A 16811-nucleotide genomic window follows, 5' to 3' on the forward strand; every position below is an offset into this window, starting at 1 on the left:
ACCCGGAATCATTCCCCGGTCAGGTAACGATGCGGAGTGGATGTTCGAGTACACCTTTCAGTTGCTGGAGGAAGGTGGCGGCTGTGGCGCCGTCGACCGCACGATGGTCGGCCGACAGTGTCACTCGCAGAATCTTGCGACCGACGACCTGACCGTCGATCAGTCGCACCTCCTCCGCGGCGGCGCCGACGGCGAGAATGGCCGCCTGGGGCGGGTTGATCACGGCGGTGAATTGTTCGATGCCGAACATGCCGAGGTTGGAGATGGTGAAAGTGCCGCCGCTCATTTCGTCCGCGCGCAGCTTGCGGGCGCGGGCCCGTTCGGCCTTGTCCCGGCTCTCCGCGGCGATCTCGGAGAGGCTCTTGCGGTCGGCATCCCGGACGACCGGCACGACGAGCCCGGCCGGGATCGCGACGGCCACCCCGATATGAACGCCATTGTGCCGCAGCAGCTTATCCCCCGCGTAGGAGACGTTCACCGACGAGTCGGCACGCAGTGTCGCGGCCACTGCCTTGACGATCAGGTCGTTGACGCTGACCTTCCCAGCGCCGGCGATCCGCAGCGTCTCGTTGATGTCGGCGCGGAAGGCCAGCAGGTCGGTGACGTCGATGGCGCTCGTCAGGTAGATGTGCGGCGCCTGCTGCATGCTCTCGGTGAGGCGTTTGGCCGACACCTGCTGGACCGTGGTGAGCGGCACTTCCTCGAAATCGTCGTATCCGGCCGGAATCCCTTGTGCAGGAGCCGATTCGCTCGCGATGGCAGCCGCGGCCACAACAGCCGTCGCTTCGATGCCCGCAGATACGGCGACGCGCTGCGCGGCGGATTCCACATCCTGTCGAGTGATCCGCCCGGCGGGGCCCGTCCCTGTCACGGCGGCCAGGTCGACGCCCAATTCGCGTGCGACCTTACGAGCGAGGGGCGAGGACTTCGGGCGGCCACCCTGCGCGACTGCCGTCGAATTCTCCCCCGTACGAACAACTTCGGCTGTCGTCGCTGCCGCAGCAGCGCCGCCGGTCGCCGATGCGGTCGCTGCCTGCGGAACAGACACCGGCGGACTGGATTTCGCGGCCGACCCGGTACCGTCCCCGATCAGCGCGATCGGGTTGCCGATGGACACTCGGGTTCCCGGCTCGGCCAAGATCTGTTCGAGCACACCGTCGTCGTAGGCCTCCAACTCCATGAGGGCCTTGTCGGTCTCGATCTCGGCGAGGACGTCACCGCGGGTGACCGTGTCACCGACCTGTTTGAGCCAGGCGACGACGACGCCCTCCTCCATCGTGTCGGAGAGCCGCGGCATAGTGATTTCTGGCATGTTGTCGTCCTCGGTTCTAGCGGCGGCGGCCGACGGCGGCGAGCGTTTCCAACGCGGCCGTGTGCAGGGATTCGGCCGACGGCAACGCGGCCTGCTCGAGCGATTTGGCGTACGGCAGCGGCACTTCCGCCGCGGCAACCCGCCGGACCGGTGCATCGAGATAATCGAAGGCGCCGTCGGAGATGGTCGCCGCGACCTCGGCGCCGATCCCATAGGTCAGCCAATCGTCTTCCGCCACCACGGCACAGCCGGTCTTGCGCACCGAGGCGACGATGGTCTCGCGATCGAGCGGACGCAGACTGCGCAGATCGACGACCTCGGCGGAAATGCCGGATTCGGCGAGCCGCTCGGCAACCTGGGTGGCGATCGTCGCCATCCGCGAGTAGCCGATGAGCGTGATGTCGGCGCCCTCCCGGGTGACCGCGGCCTTGCCGATTTCGGCAGGCGGAAGGTCGTCGGGCACTTCACCTTTAGTGTTGTAGAGCGCGAGGTTTTCCAGAAAGAGCACCGGGTCGTCGTCCTCGATCGCGGCCCGCAGCAGTGCGCGGGCATCGGCCGGGGTGCTCGGGGCGACCACTTTGAGACCGGGCACGAAGGCGTAGTAGAGCTCGATGTTCTGCGAATGTGTCGCGCCCAGTTGCTGACCGCCGCCGCCGGGGGTGCGGATGACCATCGGCACGCTGGTCTGGCCGCCGAACATGCCGTAGATCTTGGCGGCATGATTGACGATCTGGTCCAGCGCCAGCAGCGAGAAGTTGATCGTCATGATCTCCACGACCGGGCGCAGCCCCAGCATCGCGGCGCCGACGGCGGCGCCGACGAAACCCTCCTCGGCGATCGGAGTGTCGCGCACCCGCTTCTCGCCGAATTCGGCGAGCAGACCCGCGGTGATCTTGTAGGAGCCCTCGAAGACGCCGATCTCCTCCCCGATCAGGAAGACGTCCTCGTCGCGTTGCATTTCCTGGCGCAGGGTTTCGCGCAGCGCTTCGCGATAGGTGATGACAGGCACGGTTGTCCTTTGCGTTTCAGAAGAGCGTGCGGTCAGAAGAGCGGATCGGCGGGCAGCCTGCGCGACGCTCCCGCCACCGGAGTGGCGTAGGTGTAGTCGAACAGGGTCGACGGGTCCGGGTGGGGGCTCGCGTCGGCGAAGGCCACCGCCTCGTCCACCTCGGCCTCGACCGCCGACTCGATGGCCGCGACATCGGATTCGTCCAGCACGCCTGCGTCGATCAGTTCCCTGCGCAACCGCACCACCGGGTCGGATTCGCGGGCGGCCGCGGTGTCCTCGCCGCTGCGGTATTTCGCGGGATCGACCACCGAGTGCCCCTTGAGCCGGTAGCTCACCGTCTCCAGCAGCGCCGGTTTGCCCTCACGCCGAGCGGTTTCCAGCAGGTCTCTCGCGATATCGCGGACGGCAAGCACATCGGTGCCGTCGACCTGTTCGCCACGCATCCGGTAGGCGGCGGCCCGCTTGTACAGGTCGGGTTCGGCGGAGGATTTCTCGACCGTGGTGCCCATCCCCAGCTGGTTGTTGATCACCACGAACACGACCGGAAGATTCCACAGCGCCGCGATATTGAGGGATTCGTGGAACGCCCCGATATTCGTTGTACCCTCACCCATTTGGCACACCACCACGTCGTCCTCACCGCGGTAGTCGATGGCGAGCGCGGCGCCGACGGCGAGCGGAAGCTGACCACCGACGATGCCGTAGCCGCCGAGCAGACGGGTAGCGGTGTCGAACATGTGCATCGAACCGCCCCAGCCCTTGGAGGTGCCGGTGGTGCGACCGTACAGTTCGGCCATCACCCGGCCGGGCTCGATGCCTTTCGCGAGGGCGTAGCCGTGTTCGCGATAGTTGGTGAACAGGTAGTCGGTGGGCCGCATCGCCGCGCCGAGGCCGACGACGGTGGCTTCCTCACCGAGATTGAGATGGCAGTAGCCGCCGATCTTGGCCTGGGAGTAGCCCTGGGCGGCACGTTCTTCGAAGCGCCGGATGAACATCATGTCGCGCAGGTAGCCGCGCAGGGTGCCGGGCTCCTCGACGGCGAAGGCATGGGGAGCGCGGTCGATTGTTTCGGTCACGGTGTTCCTCCTCAGCGCTGCCGCGGCGCGATGTGCACGGGCAGGCCGAGCGCGGTCAGCGCGGCCTCCATCCCGATCTCGCCGAGGGTGGGGTGGGCATGGATGGTGTCGGCGAGTTCGTCGAGCGTCGCCTCGAGACTGATCGCGAGAGCACCCTCGGTGATCAGGTCGCTGGCCGACGGTCCGATGATGTGGACGCCGAGAACTTCCTGATACTGCTTCCCGGCAATAATTTTGACGAAGCCTTCGGTGTCGCCGAAGGTCTTGGCGCGCCCCAGCGCCGCGAACGGGAACCGCGCGGTGACGATCTCGTGCCCGGCCGCGCGCGCCGCGGCTTCGGTCAGGCCGACACTGGCGATCTCGGGGTGGGTGAACGTCGCCGCGGGGATGGCGGTGTAGTCGATGTGACTGTCGTGTCCGGCAATGACATCGGCCGCGGTGAGGCCCTGGTGCGAGGCGACGTGCGCGAGCAACGCCCGGCCGGTGACGTCGCCGATCGCGTAGACGTGCTCGACGCCGGTGCGCAACCGATCGTCCACCGGAATGAATCCCCGTTCGTCGGTCTCGATTCCGGCGCGTTCGAGTCCGAGATCGGCGGTGTTGGGGCGACGGCCGACGCCGACGAGCACCACATCGGCGTCGAGTTCACGCGCGTGCTTGCCTGTCACCGTGACCCGCAGCGCCTCGCCCTGTGCGATCGAGGCGACCGTTGTCCCGGTCAGCACCGAGATGCCGTGCTTGGTGAAGGACCGGCCGAGGGCAGCGCCGATGTCGCTGTCTTCGGCGGGAACCAGGCGGTCCTGCATTTCCACGATGGTGACGTCGCTGCCGAAAGTGGCGAACAAGCTTGCCCATTCGGCGCCGACGGCGCTGCCGCCGACGATCACCAGCCGGTCCGGAACGGTCGTCAGTCCGAACGCGCCATCGGAGGTGATCACCCCGGGCAGGTCGGCTCCGGGCACGGGCAGGCGGGCGGGCACAGATCCGGTCGCGACGATGATGTCGCGTGCGGTGAGCTGTCGGATCGCCGCGCTGGGCGCGGCCGCGTAGCGCGGGCCGTCGGGACCGATCGGGGACGGACCGACCTCGTGCACGTCGACGGTGGTCGGTCCGGTGAAACGAGCATGCCCCTCGATGACGGTGACCCCGTTGGCCGCGAGCAGACCGGCGACGCCGTCGGTGAGTTCCTTGACGATGCCGTCCTTGCGCTGCCGCACAGCTGGAAAGTCGAACCGCACGTTGTCGGCGTACACGCCGTAATCCGCTGCGTCCTTGACTGTTTGGAACACCTCGGCCGATCGCAGCATCGCCTTCGTCGGAATGCAGCCCCAGTTCAGGCACACTCCCCCTGGTCGTTCCTTCTCCACCAGGCCCACCGACAGGCCACGCTGGGCCGCACGGATGGCGGCGACATAGCCGCCAGGCCCGCCTCCGATCACCAGCAGGTCGAACTCCGGCACTCGTGGTGCTCCTCAATCTCGAACGATTCGACTACACCGAGGTTGTGGCATAGGTCGTTTCAATCGAGTCTTGCCGGACCGGAATGCACATACAATGCCTTCGAAGCCCAGCAATCGGGCCGCGAAAATGGGCGCTGCGCCCAATCCGCCTGCTCCCGGATCGGCGTGTAGGCCGAGTCAGTCGGTGCGGCCGGTCAGCTCGAGCGCCGACAGTGCGAGCGAAAGCTCGAGATAGGCGCGCTGCCCGTCCACCGGGCGGCCGATCAGTCCGGAGACGCGCTGCAGGCGGTTGAGCACGGTGTTGCGGTGGCAGTGCAGGCGGATCGATGCATTGGCCGCCGAACAGTTTTCGGCCAGCCAGGCCGCGAGGGTCTGCAGCAGCACGTCGCGTTCTCGTGGCGCCAACTCCAGCACCGGGCCGAGCGTGCGGGAGACCAGCAGTCCGGTCAGATCCGGGGAGTTCACCAGCAGGGCCTCGGGATAGCGCTCCTCGAGTGACACCAACTCGACCGCGCCCTTGGGCAGCGTGTCCATGGCGATCCGAGCCAGCGTGTGGCCGCTGTCCACCTGGGCGAGCCCGGGCACCGCAGGGGACGACGCGGCCCGGCCGCGGACCAGGGGACGCAACAGGTCGAGCACGGCGGCGATGTCCCGCTGTTCCAGCGACACCAGCCCGATCATGCTGTCGACGCGGGTATGCCACACCGACCGGATGCCCAGTGCCGCCAGGACGGTCTCGGGCCCGGCCAGCGCGGGCCTGCCGTCTGCCCGCACATCCGCTGCCACCACCAGGTAAGCGCCGTGCACCGGCAGCTCGAGCTCACGGGCAGCCCGCGCGGCGAACGTGGCGTCCTGGGCGCGCCCGGCCAGCAAATCCTCGATCAGCGCATGCCTGCGTCGCTCGTCCCTGCGCACCTGCTCGAGCTCGGTGTTCCGATACGACGTGGACAACGCCGAGGACAACCCGTCGATCACCGTCCACATGGCGGTGCCTGCTTCGCGGATCTCGTGCGGCTGCGAGCCGACGCTTTCGGCGTTGTCCAGCAACGCTTCCCACACGATCCGTCCGCCGAGCCGGAAGGTGCGCAGCATCGCTTCCAGCGGCACACCTTGTTCGGCGCGATGCCTGCCGATCGAGGCGGCGACGTCGTCGCGCTCGGGATCGGTCGCGGCCCCGCTGAGCAGTTCCAGGATGCGCGTCAGGTAGCGGCGGCAACCGTCACGCAGATCCGCGCGCGGCACCGAGGTGTAGTCGGTCCATTCCGGGTTGTCGGTGAAGATCGCCGCCAGCAAGCGACGGGTGAGCACCGGAATGTCGGCGATGCATTCCGCGGCGAGCTTCCGTGTGCCCACCGTGGATAAAGCGGATCGAGGCGCTCCCATATCGACCGACGCTACTCACCGGGCGTCGATTCTTCGCGATCCGGCCGCGACAGCGCGGCCAGCGTGTCAGCTATCGCCCGGTAGCCCTGGTCCGCCGCACCCAGCACCGCCTGCTGCACGGGTTCATCGATGACGGCGTCGTTCATCCGTGCGGCGAAAGCGGACCAGCGTTGCCGGTCGCCGCTGTTGTAGTAGGCGAGGCCGCGACCGTCCGCTAATCCGAACGTCGCCCGGACATGGGCGGTCAGCTCCAATCCGCCCATCGTGGACCCTTCCATCACGTAGAGGAACCCGAGCGCCGCGGCGGGAGCGGCGGTGATCCGGTCGGAGATCAGCGCCGCGAACCGCGCTGCCACCGTGACGGCGGTGACGTCGTCGGGCACGGCATCGAAGAACTCCAAATCCTGTTCCAGCAGCGGCACCTTGGCGAGATCGGAGCGCCACACCGCGGTTACTGCCGGGTCGCCGCAGCCGGCCAGCCCGGTCTCCAGGGCGCCGAGGATGATTCGGTAGGCCCGTAGCTGGCCGACATAGGGGCCCAGCGGCAGTGTCCTGCTCAGGAGTTCGAGGTTGAAGGGCGTCGCCTCCAGTGCGTCGTGCCAGGCCCGGGTTTCGGCGCGTAGCCGTTGCATGATCATTGTTGCCGCCGCGCTCTACTTGTTCGAGTACTGGGCGCGAACCGCCTCGAGCAACAGCTCCATCACGTGACCCTTACGATCGATCGTCATGTCGAAATACGTTGCGCTGTCAGTAGATCGGCACAGTTGATGAATTCGGCTCTTGGCCTGCTCCTTGAGGTCGACCGCCTGTGCGGCCAGCTCGACCAGCGTCTGCCCGAGCCCGGGATGGCCGAGGGTGAACGTCTTCAACCGCTCGCCGACCATGTCGGCGCCGAGCTCGGAGAGCGCGGGGTCGGCGCCGAGCAGTTCGAGGCACACCCGGTTGGTCAGCCCATCGAAGTCCTCGTGTGTGTTGGCGCCGCCGAACTCGGGCACGAAATCGGTGAGGTCGTTGAAGATCTGGCTCGCCGTGCCCAACTGCCGCATGGCGTCGTCGAGCACGGTCAGTTCCTCCTCCGGCACCCGCAGCGCGGTCGCGGCCGCATTGAGCGGCATCCGGAACAGGGTCGAGGTCTTCAACGTCGCGACCGACTCCCAGAACTTCACCCGATCGCTCACCTGTGCCGCGACGATCTCGCGCCGGACCTCGGCCAGCCGGGTGGACATGTCTATCGACTGGCCGATGAAGCCGTTCTCGACGGCCTGCACGAGGTAGCCGACGACGGCAGGGGTTTGCGCGTGACGCAGCGCCGCGAGCACCATCCAGGCCCCGGTGTTGAGGGCGAGCGGCACCCCGTGGGTGGCATGCAACGCCGGCTCGCCGTAGCGCACCGCACTGCCGTCCTCGATATCGTCGAGCACGACCGCGGCCTTCAAGAGAATTCGAACCGCTACCGCTACCCGGCGGATGACCGCCAGATCGGCGGCCGCCTCCCCGGTTCCCGCGAAACCCCGGTAGTTGCGGAAGACCCAGTACACGATCGACGGCCGGAAGCCGGGGCCGCCTGCCGGGCGCAGGGCCTCCTGCCCCACTTTCGATCCCAGTGCGTCGGTGACCGGGTCGTGGAATGCCTGCCGCAGTGCGGTGTCCAGTTCTCGTGGCCCGTAGGCAGCGCCTGCCACCTTCGATGCCGAGACCGTCAGTTCGGCGAGAAATACCCGGAGATCGGTTTCCAACAGTTCCGAGTCGCCGCGCACGAAGTCGCCCACCCGCGTGTCATTGTCGACAGCTGTCATCTCTGGCCTCCAATCGTCCGGACCGCCTCCAGAGCTCCGGCGCGGTCCGGTTCCGGCCCCAGTCCATCTGTGGAGGCCGTGCACCATGGAGGAGTTTATGGACGATGCAAACTGGACGGTTTCCCAATTGCGGGGAGGGTTTTGTCCGCTTCGCCCGATCAGCAAGGCGGCCCGGTCAGCGCGCCACGGTGCGCAATCGCAGAGTTCGCGGAGCGAGCACAAACCTGGGTGCGGCCACGGTGCGCGTGTCGGAGACCGCTTCGAAGCGCCAGCGCGCGGCGAGAGTGGCCAAGGCAAGAGTTGTTTCGGCCATAGCGAAGCTCTCACCGATGCACTTGCGGGCACCGACGCCGAACGGAACGAGCGCGCCGCGGGCCAGCCGCTCGTCGTGCCGGTCGGGGTCGAAACGCCCCGGCTCGGAATGCAGGTCGCCGCGGTGATGGATGAGGTAGGGGCTGCAGACGACCGTCGCGCCCGCCGGAATCCGGTGTCCGCCCAGCTCGGTGGCGGCCGTGGTGACACGGGTGAGAAACCACAGCGGCGGATAAAGCCGCAGAGTCTCCATGACGACCCGGCCGGTGAGCTCGAGTGCCGGCAGATCGGCCAGGGTGGCGGTGCGGCCGGACAGCGCCGCATCGGCCTCCCGGTACACGCGATCCGCGACGTCCGGATGCTCCGTCAACAGGTGCAACGCCCAGGCCAACGCCACCGCCGTGGTGTCGACCGAGGCCGCGAAGAACGTCACCACCTGGTCGGCCAGCTCCGCCTCCGACAGCCCGCCACCGTGCTCGTCGCGCGCTGCCATGAGGACCGACAGGATGGCACCGCGGTCGGCGACCCGATCCTCGGCGACGATCTCCTCGCCGAGGCCGCGCAGGCGCGTCACGGCCTGGTCGTAGCGGCGTTTGCCCGGCGTGGGAATCCGGTCCAGCAGTGGCGGGAGGAGAACACGCCGGTACACCCCCGACATGAAGGTGTCGAGATCGCTGGTTACCTGGGCGAGCCGGTCGGCCGGTATTTCGGTGGCGAACATCGTCGCGCAGCTGATCCGCGTGGTGATCGCGTACATGGCCGCGAGCGCATCGACGATCCCGCCGTCTTGCCAGGTCTCGGTCACTGCCGTGACCTGCTCGGCCATGACCTCCGCGTAGCCGGGCAGCAGGTCCCGCCCGAAGGCGGGCTGCACCAGCCGCCGCTGACGGCGATGGTCGGCATGACTGCACGTGACCAGGCCATTGCCCGCGATCTCCCTGGCTCGCTCGGCGAGCACGCCGCCTTTGTCATAGATCCGGTCGTCGACGAGGACCTGCTTGGTCAACTCGGGGTCGCAGACCACGAACGCCTGCCACCGCCCCATCCCGATCGGCACGATGTCGCCGTAGGCGGGCAGTTCGGCCAGCGCTCGCAGCGGATCGGTCACCAGGCGGATGGCACTGCCGAACAGCCGAAATCGCCCCGGCGCGGACGTGGTCTTGGTGGTCATCGGATGACAGTAGACGGGCGCGGGCTACTACCCAGCGTCGAGAACTCGGTTTCGGACAGTGGCGTCGACCGCCCTTCGACGAGCACCGGCATCGCATGACACGCCATTGACTACGACCGTGCCCGAGGCAATCATGAACCATGGGAAACGATCAGGTGTACAGCAGTCGAACTACCGAACAGCCTGCGGTGCAGGCTAATTGATACGGGTAGCAGATGCTCGACGAGTCCGACATAGAACAGGCGCGCGTGTTCTATGACCTGCTCACCTATGAGGCCGCAACCCTGACCAGCACGATCGAAACGTTGACGACCCGACGCGGAGTTCTCCGATCGACCGCCGAAGCGCAGCTGTTCGGTAGAGAGTTGGACGAGGTTCGCCGGTGCTTGGACCAACTCCGAGCCAGATTCCCGGAGGTCTGCGACCGGGTCGACTAACCGCGGGGCCACCGAGCCGGGCTACCCGACCGGTTCGGTGTTACCGCTGCGTCATATGGTCAGTATCGATCGTCCCGCTCCGGCCAATGGCCACCCTGACGCTGCGCGACTCGCCCGCGCGGACGGCGGCGTTCATCAGGCTCGTCGTCCCAATCATCCTGTTCCCCGCGACTTTTCGGATCCCAGTTCATCGCCGCGGCCACCACGACCAGCAACACAGCGACCAGCAACACAACGAGAACGACTACGAAGAGTCCCCCGTCCAACAACAGATTCCCGCTTCCCTCGATCCGACAATTCCCACCCGGCGCCGTTGCGCGGATAGCTTACTCGCACAGATCTTTTCACGTCCGTCGGCACGGTCCTCACCTTCGCTGAGAAGTGTGCGCGGGGCGCGGAAGTGAGTGTCGTTCACTGCTGCGCGAGCAAACCGAGTTCCTCGGTGAGGATCTTGACGGTGTCGCGAATCTGGTCCTCGGTATGGCAGGCCGTGACGAAGAACCTCAGCCGCGCAAGGTCTTCCGGCACGGCGGGATAGATGATCGGGTTGACGTTGATGCCCCGGGTCAGCAAAGCATTGGACAGTTTCAGCGTCTTCAGCGAGTCACCGACGATGCACGGAATAACCGGGGTGTCGTTGCTGTCACCGGTGTTGATGCCGGCGTCGCGGGCCAGGCGCAGGAAAAGCCGCGAGTTGTGCCGCAGCCGTTCGAGTGGCTCGCGGTCGGCCCGCAGTTGTCGCATCGCCGCCAGCGAGGCGGCCGCGTTCATCGGTGTCATGCCGACGCTGTAGACGAATCCGGGCGTCGTGTACTTCAGGAAGCGGATCAGCTCCGCGCTGCCCGCCACATAGCCACCGCACCCGGCGAGCGCCTTCGACATGGTGCCGGACCACAATTCGACGTCGCGCCGATCGACATCGAAGTATTCGCCGATCCCGCCGCCGTGCGCGCCGAGCACGCCGATGCTGTGCGCCTCGTCGATCATCAACAGTGCCTTGTGCTTCTTCTTGATCTCGATAATCGCGGGCAGATCGGGGATGTCACCGTCCTGGCTGTAGACGCCCTCGATGAGGATGAGGACACGCCGGTACTGGTGGCGGATGTCGTTCAGCAAAGCGTCGAGTGCGGCGTGGTCGTTGTGCGGAAACGGCCGTCGCGTCGCGCCCGAGAGTCTGCAGCCCTGCAGGATGCTGTCGTGCGCGAGGCTGTCGTGGATCACGAGATCTTCCGGCCCGACGATATGTCCGATGATCGTGACGTTCGTGGAGTGACCGCCGACGAGTGCGATCGCATCCTCGGTGCCGAGCAGCGCGGCGAGTTCGGCCTCCAGCTCGAGGTGCACCGGCTTCTCGCCGGAGAGCACGCGGCTGGCCGAGACCGAGCTACCGTAGCGGGCGACGGCGTCCTGAACAGCCTCGACGACCGCCGGATGGCCGGACATGCCCAGATAGTTGTAGCTGGAGAAGTTGACCACCTGCGCGCCGCCGATGATGGAGGTGTCCCTGGTGACCCCATCGTTGATCAGGAAGTACGGGTTGGACAGGCCGAGCGCCTCGCCGCCGGAAAGCCGATCGGCGATAGCCTTCACCTCCGCGAACTCGGAGATCTGGTACTCCGGCGCAACGGCGGTGGGCCGGGATTCGGGCGCGACACCGGGACCGTCCGCGGCGGCGACAGTCGGCGCGGGTACGGCGGCATGGACGGCAGGCGCTGCGCCATCAGGGGAAGACCGACCGGCGAACTGACCCGTGACGTAGGTAATGACGTCACCCATGGTCGTCGCCGCCGTGAACCAGGTCGGGTCGATGGTGAGTCCAGGAAGTTTGCGGACGAGCCCGGCGAACAGGTCGGCCAGCATGAGCGAGTCGAATCCGAGTCCGTCACTGAGGGTTTGGGTTTCCCGGAGCCGGTCGGCAGGGAATCCGCTGACCCTGGCCAGTTCTGCGCGCACGATACCGGCGACGGCATCCGTGGTGAGGGCGGTGGGCGCGGCGGTGGGCCGTTCGGCAACAGCCCGCGGCACGCGAGCCGCGGTGGGCGCGGCAACCATGCTGGCCAGTACGGCGTTCTGCTCACGGAAGAGTGCGATCAGTTGGTCCATCGTAGTGTCCTCGCGATGCGCGAAAGCTATAGGGAGAGTGTGCAGTTCAGTGTGCTGGGCGGGCGATGATCCGGTCGGGTCCGGTGTGGTCCTGCTGAAGGCGGGCGGCTCGACCCAGAACCGATGCTCGGTCGAGAACTCGTACACCGGCAGGCGGAGGCGGACGCGCTGTGCCGGTTCGTAGAGTTCGTCCCAGGTGGGGTCAGCACCATCGCGATACAGCGCGGCGATCACCTCGGCGAGTTCGCTACCGGTCGCGCCGGGACCCGGACTCGGCGCCAGGCAGCGCGCGCTCGAGTCGGGCCGGATTCGGCCGACGAGCGGGACCAGGACACGACGCGGACCGATTTCGACGACATGTGTTGGCTCGGCGCCCAGTGCGGCCTCGACGGCCGCACCGAAAAGTACAGTGGCACGGACGTGTTCGGTCCAGTACGCGGCATCCATCGCTTCGTCCGCGTCGAGCAGGCGGCCGCGCACGGTCGAGTAGACCGGGAGCGCTGGCGCACGGAAGATGCAGGCGCGCGCGATGGCTTCGAATTCGGCCAGCATCGGATCCATCAGCGGGCTGTGGAACGCGTGGGACACCGCGAGCGTCTTCGTGGTCACCGCACGCGCGTCCAGCGCTGCCCTGATACGCGTGATCGCCTCCGCCGCACCGGAAATCACTACGTCCTCTCGTCCGTTGACAGCGGCGAGCGCGACCATCGGTTCGTCGGCGAGCACATCCGCAAGCTGTGCCGCGGCTGTTCGCACGGCGAGCATCATGCCGCCCGGCGGCAACTGCTGCATCAGTCGGCCACGCGCGACGACAAGACGGCACGCGTCCTCGAGGTCGAACACCCCCGCCACCGCCGCGGCCGCGAATTCGCCGATGCTGTGACCGATCACCCACGCGGGGCGGACGCCCGCAGCGGCGAGCGACTTGGCCAGTGCGTATTCCATCGCGAAGATCGCGGGCTGAGCGAGTTCGGTGCGGTCGATGTCGGCGCGTTCGTCGAGCATCAGATCCCGCACCGAGCGGCCGAGGTGAGCGGTCATGGCGTCATCGACGAGTGCCAGGGCACGCCGGAACGAGGGGCTCGCCGCATGCAGCACCCCCGCCATTCCGGCGAATTGCGATCCTTGACCGGTGAACATCCATCCAGCCGCGATCGGTTGCGCGACACCGGATTCCGCACCTGACCGCAGGCGCGAGATCGCCTCGTCGCGGTCGTTCGCCACGATCGCGAGCCGGCTACGACCGGACGACTTGACCTGATTGCTCGTCCAGCAGAGCTGCGCGAAACGATCCTCCGGCACCGACCCCAACGTTTCGGCCAGCCGAAGTGCGTTGCGCCGCAGCCCCTCCTCGTTGTCCGAGGACAGCGTGAGCACCGCGCTTCCCGAAGCCACTGCTGTCCGGCCGGGCACGCCGGCCCCTGACCGCGCCTCGGTCGTGGGCGCACTCGCCAGCACCATGTGCGCGTTCGTGCCGCCGATGCCGAAACTACTGACGCCGCCGTGCGCAGACCCATCCAGCGACATCGGTTCGGCGAGCAGGCGCAGACCGTGCTCCGCCATCCGCAGCCGCGGGTTCTCCTGGTCGGCGAACCGCGACGGCGGAACGACACCATGGTGCAGGCTGAGCGCGACTTTGATGATGCCCGCGACCCCGGCAGCACCCTCGGTGTGGCCGAGATTGCCTTTGATGGAACCGATTCCGCAGGGCCGCGCGCGGCCGTTCGCATGCAGCTTGCCGAGCGCTTTGACCTCGATCATGTCGCCGAGCACCGTTCCGGTGCCGTGCGCCTCGAGGAAGTCCACGTCCTCGGGCCGGACTCCGGCCCGCTGATACGCCTCGCCGATCACCTGCTGCTGCGCCCACCGGTTCGGGGCGGTGATGCCGTTGCTTCGCCCGTCGGAGTTGACCGCGCTGCCTTTGATCACGGCATAGATCGGCAGGCCCGCGACCTGCGCGTCGGAGAGGCGACGCAGCACCAGCACCGCGACCCCCTCGCCGCGCACGATCCCGTCGGCATTGCCGCTGAACGGTTTACACCGGGCATCCGGAGCGGAGAGACCGGCTTGGGTATAGAACACTCCGACGGCCGGGGTCAACACGAGATTCACCCCACCCGCGACCGCCTGGTCGCATTCGCCGGAAGCCAGAGCGGCACAGGCGAGATGGACCGCGACCAGGGAGGACGAGCAGGCCGTGTCGACCGCGATGCTCGGGCCCTTCAGATCGAACTGGTAGGACAGCCGGTTGGCGGTCATGAAGTATCCGTTGCCCGACCCGTGCTGCGGCGTGATCGCGGTGTAGTCGCTCATCTGCAGGTTGGCCCATTCATTGGCCATGACGCCCACGAAAACTCCGGTCCGCGAACCGGACTGGGCGCGCGGATCGAGTGTGGCATCCTCGAAGGCACGCCAGGTGGCTTGCAGCAACAATCGCTGCTGCGGATCCATCGCCTCGGCCTCACGCGGTGTGATGCCGAAGAAATCGTGGTCGAACGCGTCCGCGTCGTCGATGAATCCGCCGCTGCGGGTGTTGATCGTGCCGGGCGCTCCGGCCGGATCGTGGAAGTCCTCGGCGTCCCAGCGACTTGCCGGAACCTCCGAAATCACCTCACGCCCCTCGATCAGCAACTGCCACAATGCCGCTGGATCGGCTGCTTGCGGGAACCGGCAGTCGAGACCGACGACGGCGATATCGTTCATGCGGCGACGCTGAACTCGGCGGCGATATACCCGGCGATTTCGGCGATGGTGGGGTAATCGAAGACCAGGGTCGGGTCGACGTCCAATGACCACCGGTCCTCGATCTCGCCGCACAGGGTCACGGCCGATACGGAGTCCATCCCGAGCTCAGCGAGCGGAACCTTCGGATCCACCTGGTGCGGTGCGCGTTCGGTGTAGTCGGCGATGCGCTCCACGAGCCAGCCCTGGATCGTCGACGGGTGGGTGACGTTTGTGCTGAACATATTTCGGCTCCTCGGCGGGGCAGGTCGATCAGACGGTCAGTGCTCGGCTCAGTGCCGGTTCGAGATCTTCGTGCAGGACGCCTCCGATGCGGTCCTCCAGAAACGCGGCGCGCATCGAGCTGCGCTGGACCTTGCCGCTGGTGGTGTGGTGTACCGATCGGGTTTCTACGAGAACGACATTCGGCGCAGGCACGTCGAACCCGCGAGCGACCGCGATTTTGATCGCCGCGGTCAGCTCGGCGAGCGTGGTATCGCCCAGCAGTCCCTTCTTGACGCCCTGCATCACGACCAGTCGTTCCCGCCCGCCCGCATCGACGGATACGGCGACCCCTGCGGTGAGGGCCGGGTGTAGCTGGCTGACCAGTTCCTCGATGTCCTGGGGATACAGGTTGCGGCCGTTGACGATCAGCAGATCCTTGAGGCGGCCCGCGACGAACAACTCGGCGTCACGCAGTAGACCGAGATCACCGGTGCGCAGGAACGGCCCCTCGCTGCCGATGTGGGCATCGAAGGTCTCGCGGGTCTCCTCCGGCCGGTTCCAGTAACCGGCGGCGACGCTGTCTCCGCGAATCCAGATCTCGCCGACGCTGCCGTCCGGCACCTGCTGATGGGTATTCGGGTCGACGATGCGGATGTCGAGACCGCGAGCCGCGCTCCCACAGCCGACCAGCCTGCCGTCATTTCCGTGGTCCATGACGACGGGTGCCGCGTTGACCTCCTGTCTGGCGCTGGCGAGCAACGTCACCTCGGCCAGGCCATAGGCAGGCAGGAATGCCGTCGGCCGCCAGCCCACGGGCCCGAACCGCTCGAGCACCGCCGCCATGGTTCGTTCGCGGACCGGCTCGGCGCCGCACAGGGCGACCTCGAGCGTGGACAGATCGAGATCGGCCAACTGCTCGTCGGTAACTCTTCGGGCGATGAGTTCGTAGGCAAAGTTCGGCGCGGCGGTAAAGGATGCGCGGTACTTGTCGATGGCCCGCAGCCAGCGCGCCGGGCGCTTGAGGAAGGTCGTCGGCGACATGAACACCAGGTTCGCTCCGGCATACATCGTGCCGAGCAGCATGCCGATCAGTCCCATGTCATGGAACTGCGGGATCCAGCTGACGCCGGTCGCGGCATCATTGAGCCCCCCGTTCGCGGTGATCGCGGCCTCGTTGTGCATGAGGTTGCCGTGGGTGACGACGACGCCCTTCGGGGTGCCCGTCGAACCCGATGTGTACTGCAGGAACGCGATGGTTCCCGAGTCGATATCGGGCATCCGCCATGCGTCGGCATCGCCGAGCGGTTCGTTGGTTGCCACGACGATCGCGGTCGTCGCCGCCGCGACCATCGACTGGAAGTTGGTGGTCGTCATGACCATGCGCGCACCGGAATCCGCGATCACGGCCGCCACTCGTTGGGTACTGCGCTCGTCGTGCGGTACGGGCGCGGGCACGGCCACAACGCCGGCGTACAGGCAGCCGAGGAAGGCTCGCAGAAACTCCATTCCGTCGAGATAGAGCAGCACGACAGGCTCCGCCGCTTCTGGACGGTCGGCCAGCCAGGCGGCCACAGCCCTGGCGTCGCGATCGAGTTCGCGATAGGTGACGATCTCCTCGGTGAGTTCGCGTCCGGCCTCACGAAGATAGGTGTACGACCGGGTCTCCCCGTATTTCACAACTTGCTGCCTGACGTGGTGAACGTAACTTGGCTGCATTCCGTAGTTCCTTCGTAGTGGAGGTCGTCATAGGGGATGACTATTACTATCCGCTCTCCACGCGCCTGGAGATAGAGACCACAGGTATCG

Annotated in this window: 12 protein-coding genes; 1 reads left to right on the top strand and 11 read right to left on the bottom strand. The window is 67.0% G+C overall.

Annotation, left to right across the window (positions count from 1 at the left end):
- Window positions 1-19: 19 nt before the first annotated feature.
- From ACFU4Z_RS08215 to ACFU4Z_RS08250, 8 genes are all read right to left on the bottom strand, one after another.
- Complete coding sequence (locus tag ACFU4Z_RS08215; protein WP_379060709.1) at window positions 20-1312, bottom strand: dihydrolipoamide acetyltransferase family protein; 1293 nt, start codon at window positions 1310-1312, stop codon at window positions 20-22.
- 16 nt (window positions 1313-1328) lie between these two features.
- The gene (locus tag ACFU4Z_RS08220; protein WP_328412947.1) at window positions 1329-2312 is read right to left on the bottom strand and encodes an alpha-ketoacid dehydrogenase subunit beta; all 984 of its coding nucleotides are present in this window, start codon (window positions 2310-2312) and stop codon (window positions 1329-1331) included.
- Window positions 2313-2353: 41 nt separating this feature from the next.
- Window positions 2354-3397, bottom strand: coding sequence for a pyruvate dehydrogenase (acetyl-transferring) E1 component subunit alpha (pdhA, locus tag ACFU4Z_RS08225; RefSeq protein WP_379060710.1), 1044 nt, complete (start codon window positions 3395-3397; stop codon window positions 2354-2356).
- An 11-nt stretch (window positions 3398-3408) separates the two neighbouring features.
- The gene (gene lpdA / locus ACFU4Z_RS08230; protein ID WP_379060711.1) at window positions 3409-4857 is read right to left on the bottom strand and encodes a dihydrolipoyl dehydrogenase; all 1449 of its coding nucleotides are present in this window, start codon (window positions 4855-4857) and stop codon (window positions 3409-3411) included.
- Window positions 4858-5034: 177 nt separating this feature from the next.
- A complete protein-coding gene (locus ACFU4Z_RS08235) occupies window positions 5035-6210 on the bottom strand; it encodes a PucR family transcriptional regulator (RefSeq protein ID WP_379060712.1) in 1176 nt (391 codons plus the stop codon).
- Between the two features lie 41 nt (window positions 6211-6251).
- The gene (locus ACFU4Z_RS08240) at window positions 6252-6878 is read right to left on the bottom strand and encodes a biliverdin-producing heme oxygenase (RefSeq protein WP_379060713.1); all 627 of its coding nucleotides are present in this window, start codon (window positions 6876-6878) and stop codon (window positions 6252-6254) included.
- Between the two features lie 15 nt (window positions 6879-6893).
- Window positions 6894-8036 (bottom strand): polyprenyl synthetase family protein, encoded by a 1143-nt coding sequence (locus tag ACFU4Z_RS08245; protein WP_379060714.1) that lies wholly within the window; start codon window positions 8034-8036, stop codon window positions 6894-6896.
- Window positions 8037-8211: 175 nt separating this feature from the next.
- Entirely contained in the window at window positions 8212-9519 is a 1308-nt protein-coding gene (locus ACFU4Z_RS08250) for a cytochrome P450 (protein ID WP_379060715.1), read from the bottom strand.
- Between the two features lie 215 nt (window positions 9520-9734).
- Here ACFU4Z_RS08250 and ACFU4Z_RS08255 point away from each other — a divergent pair, with 215 nt between their 5' ends.
- Window positions 9735-9956, top strand: a complete 222-nt coding sequence (locus tag ACFU4Z_RS08255; protein ID WP_379060716.1) for a hypothetical protein — start codon at window positions 9735-9737, stop codon at window positions 9954-9956.
- Window positions 9957-10367: 411 nt separating this feature from the next.
- Here ACFU4Z_RS08255 and ACFU4Z_RS08260 read toward each other — a convergent pair whose 3' ends face one another.
- Genes ACFU4Z_RS08260 through ACFU4Z_RS08270 form a run of 3 tightly spaced genes read right to left on the bottom strand, consistent with a single transcriptional unit; the run spans window position 10368 to window position 16721 of the window.
- On the bottom strand, window positions 10368-14762 hold the full coding sequence (locus ACFU4Z_RS08260; RefSeq protein WP_379060717.1) for a type I polyketide synthase: 4395 nt from the start codon (window positions 14760-14762) through the stop codon (window positions 10368-10370).
- Entirely contained in the window at window positions 14759-15025 is a 267-nt protein-coding gene (locus ACFU4Z_RS08265) for an acyl carrier protein (RefSeq protein WP_379060718.1), read from the bottom strand. Before ACFU4Z_RS08265 ends, ACFU4Z_RS08260 begins: the two co-directional genes overlap by 4 nt.
- 28 nt (window positions 15026-15053) lie before the next feature.
- The gene (locus ACFU4Z_RS08270) at window positions 15054-16721 is read right to left on the bottom strand and encodes a fatty acyl-AMP ligase (protein ID WP_379060719.1); all 1668 of its coding nucleotides are present in this window, start codon (window positions 16719-16721) and stop codon (window positions 15054-15056) included.
- Window positions 16722-16811 lie beyond the last annotated feature (90 nt).

This window comes from Nocardia sp. NPDC057440, from assembly GCF_042802915.1.
Taxonomy (GTDB): Bacteria; Actinomycetota; Actinomycetes; order Mycobacteriales; family Mycobacteriaceae; genus Nocardia.

Bases quoted from the DNA above. Each gene is read 5' to 3' on its own strand.
- ACFU4Z_RS08215 (WP_379060709.1), bottom strand. From the start codon at position 1,312: ATGCCAGAAATCACTATGCCGCGGCTCTCCGACACGATGGAGGAGGGC.
- ACFU4Z_RS08240 (WP_379060713.1), bottom strand. From the start codon at position 6,878: ATGATCATGCAACGGCTACGCGCCGAAACCCGGGCCTGGCACGACGCA.
- ACFU4Z_RS08245 (WP_379060714.1), bottom strand. From the start codon at position 8,036: ATGACAGCTGTCGACAATGACACGCGGGTGGGCGACTTCGTGCGCGGC.
- ACFU4Z_RS08250 (WP_379060715.1), bottom strand. From the start codon at position 9,519: ATGACCACCAAGACCACGTCCGCGCCGGGGCGATTTCGGCTGTTCGGC.
- ACFU4Z_RS08255 (WP_379060716.1), top strand. From the start codon at position 9,735: ATGCTCGACGAGTCCGACATAGAACAGGCGCGCGTGTTCTATGACCTG.
- ACFU4Z_RS08260 (WP_379060717.1), bottom strand. From the start codon at position 14,762: ATGAACGATATCGCCGTCGTCGGTCTCGACTGCCGGTTCCCGCAAGCA.
- ACFU4Z_RS08265 (WP_379060718.1), bottom strand. From the start codon at position 15,025: ATGTTCAGCACAAACGTCACCCACCCGTCGACGATCCAGGGCTGGCTC.
- ACFU4Z_RS08270 (WP_379060719.1), bottom strand. From the start codon at position 16,721: ATGCAGCCAAGTTACGTTCACCACGTCAGGCAGCAAGTTGTGAAATAC.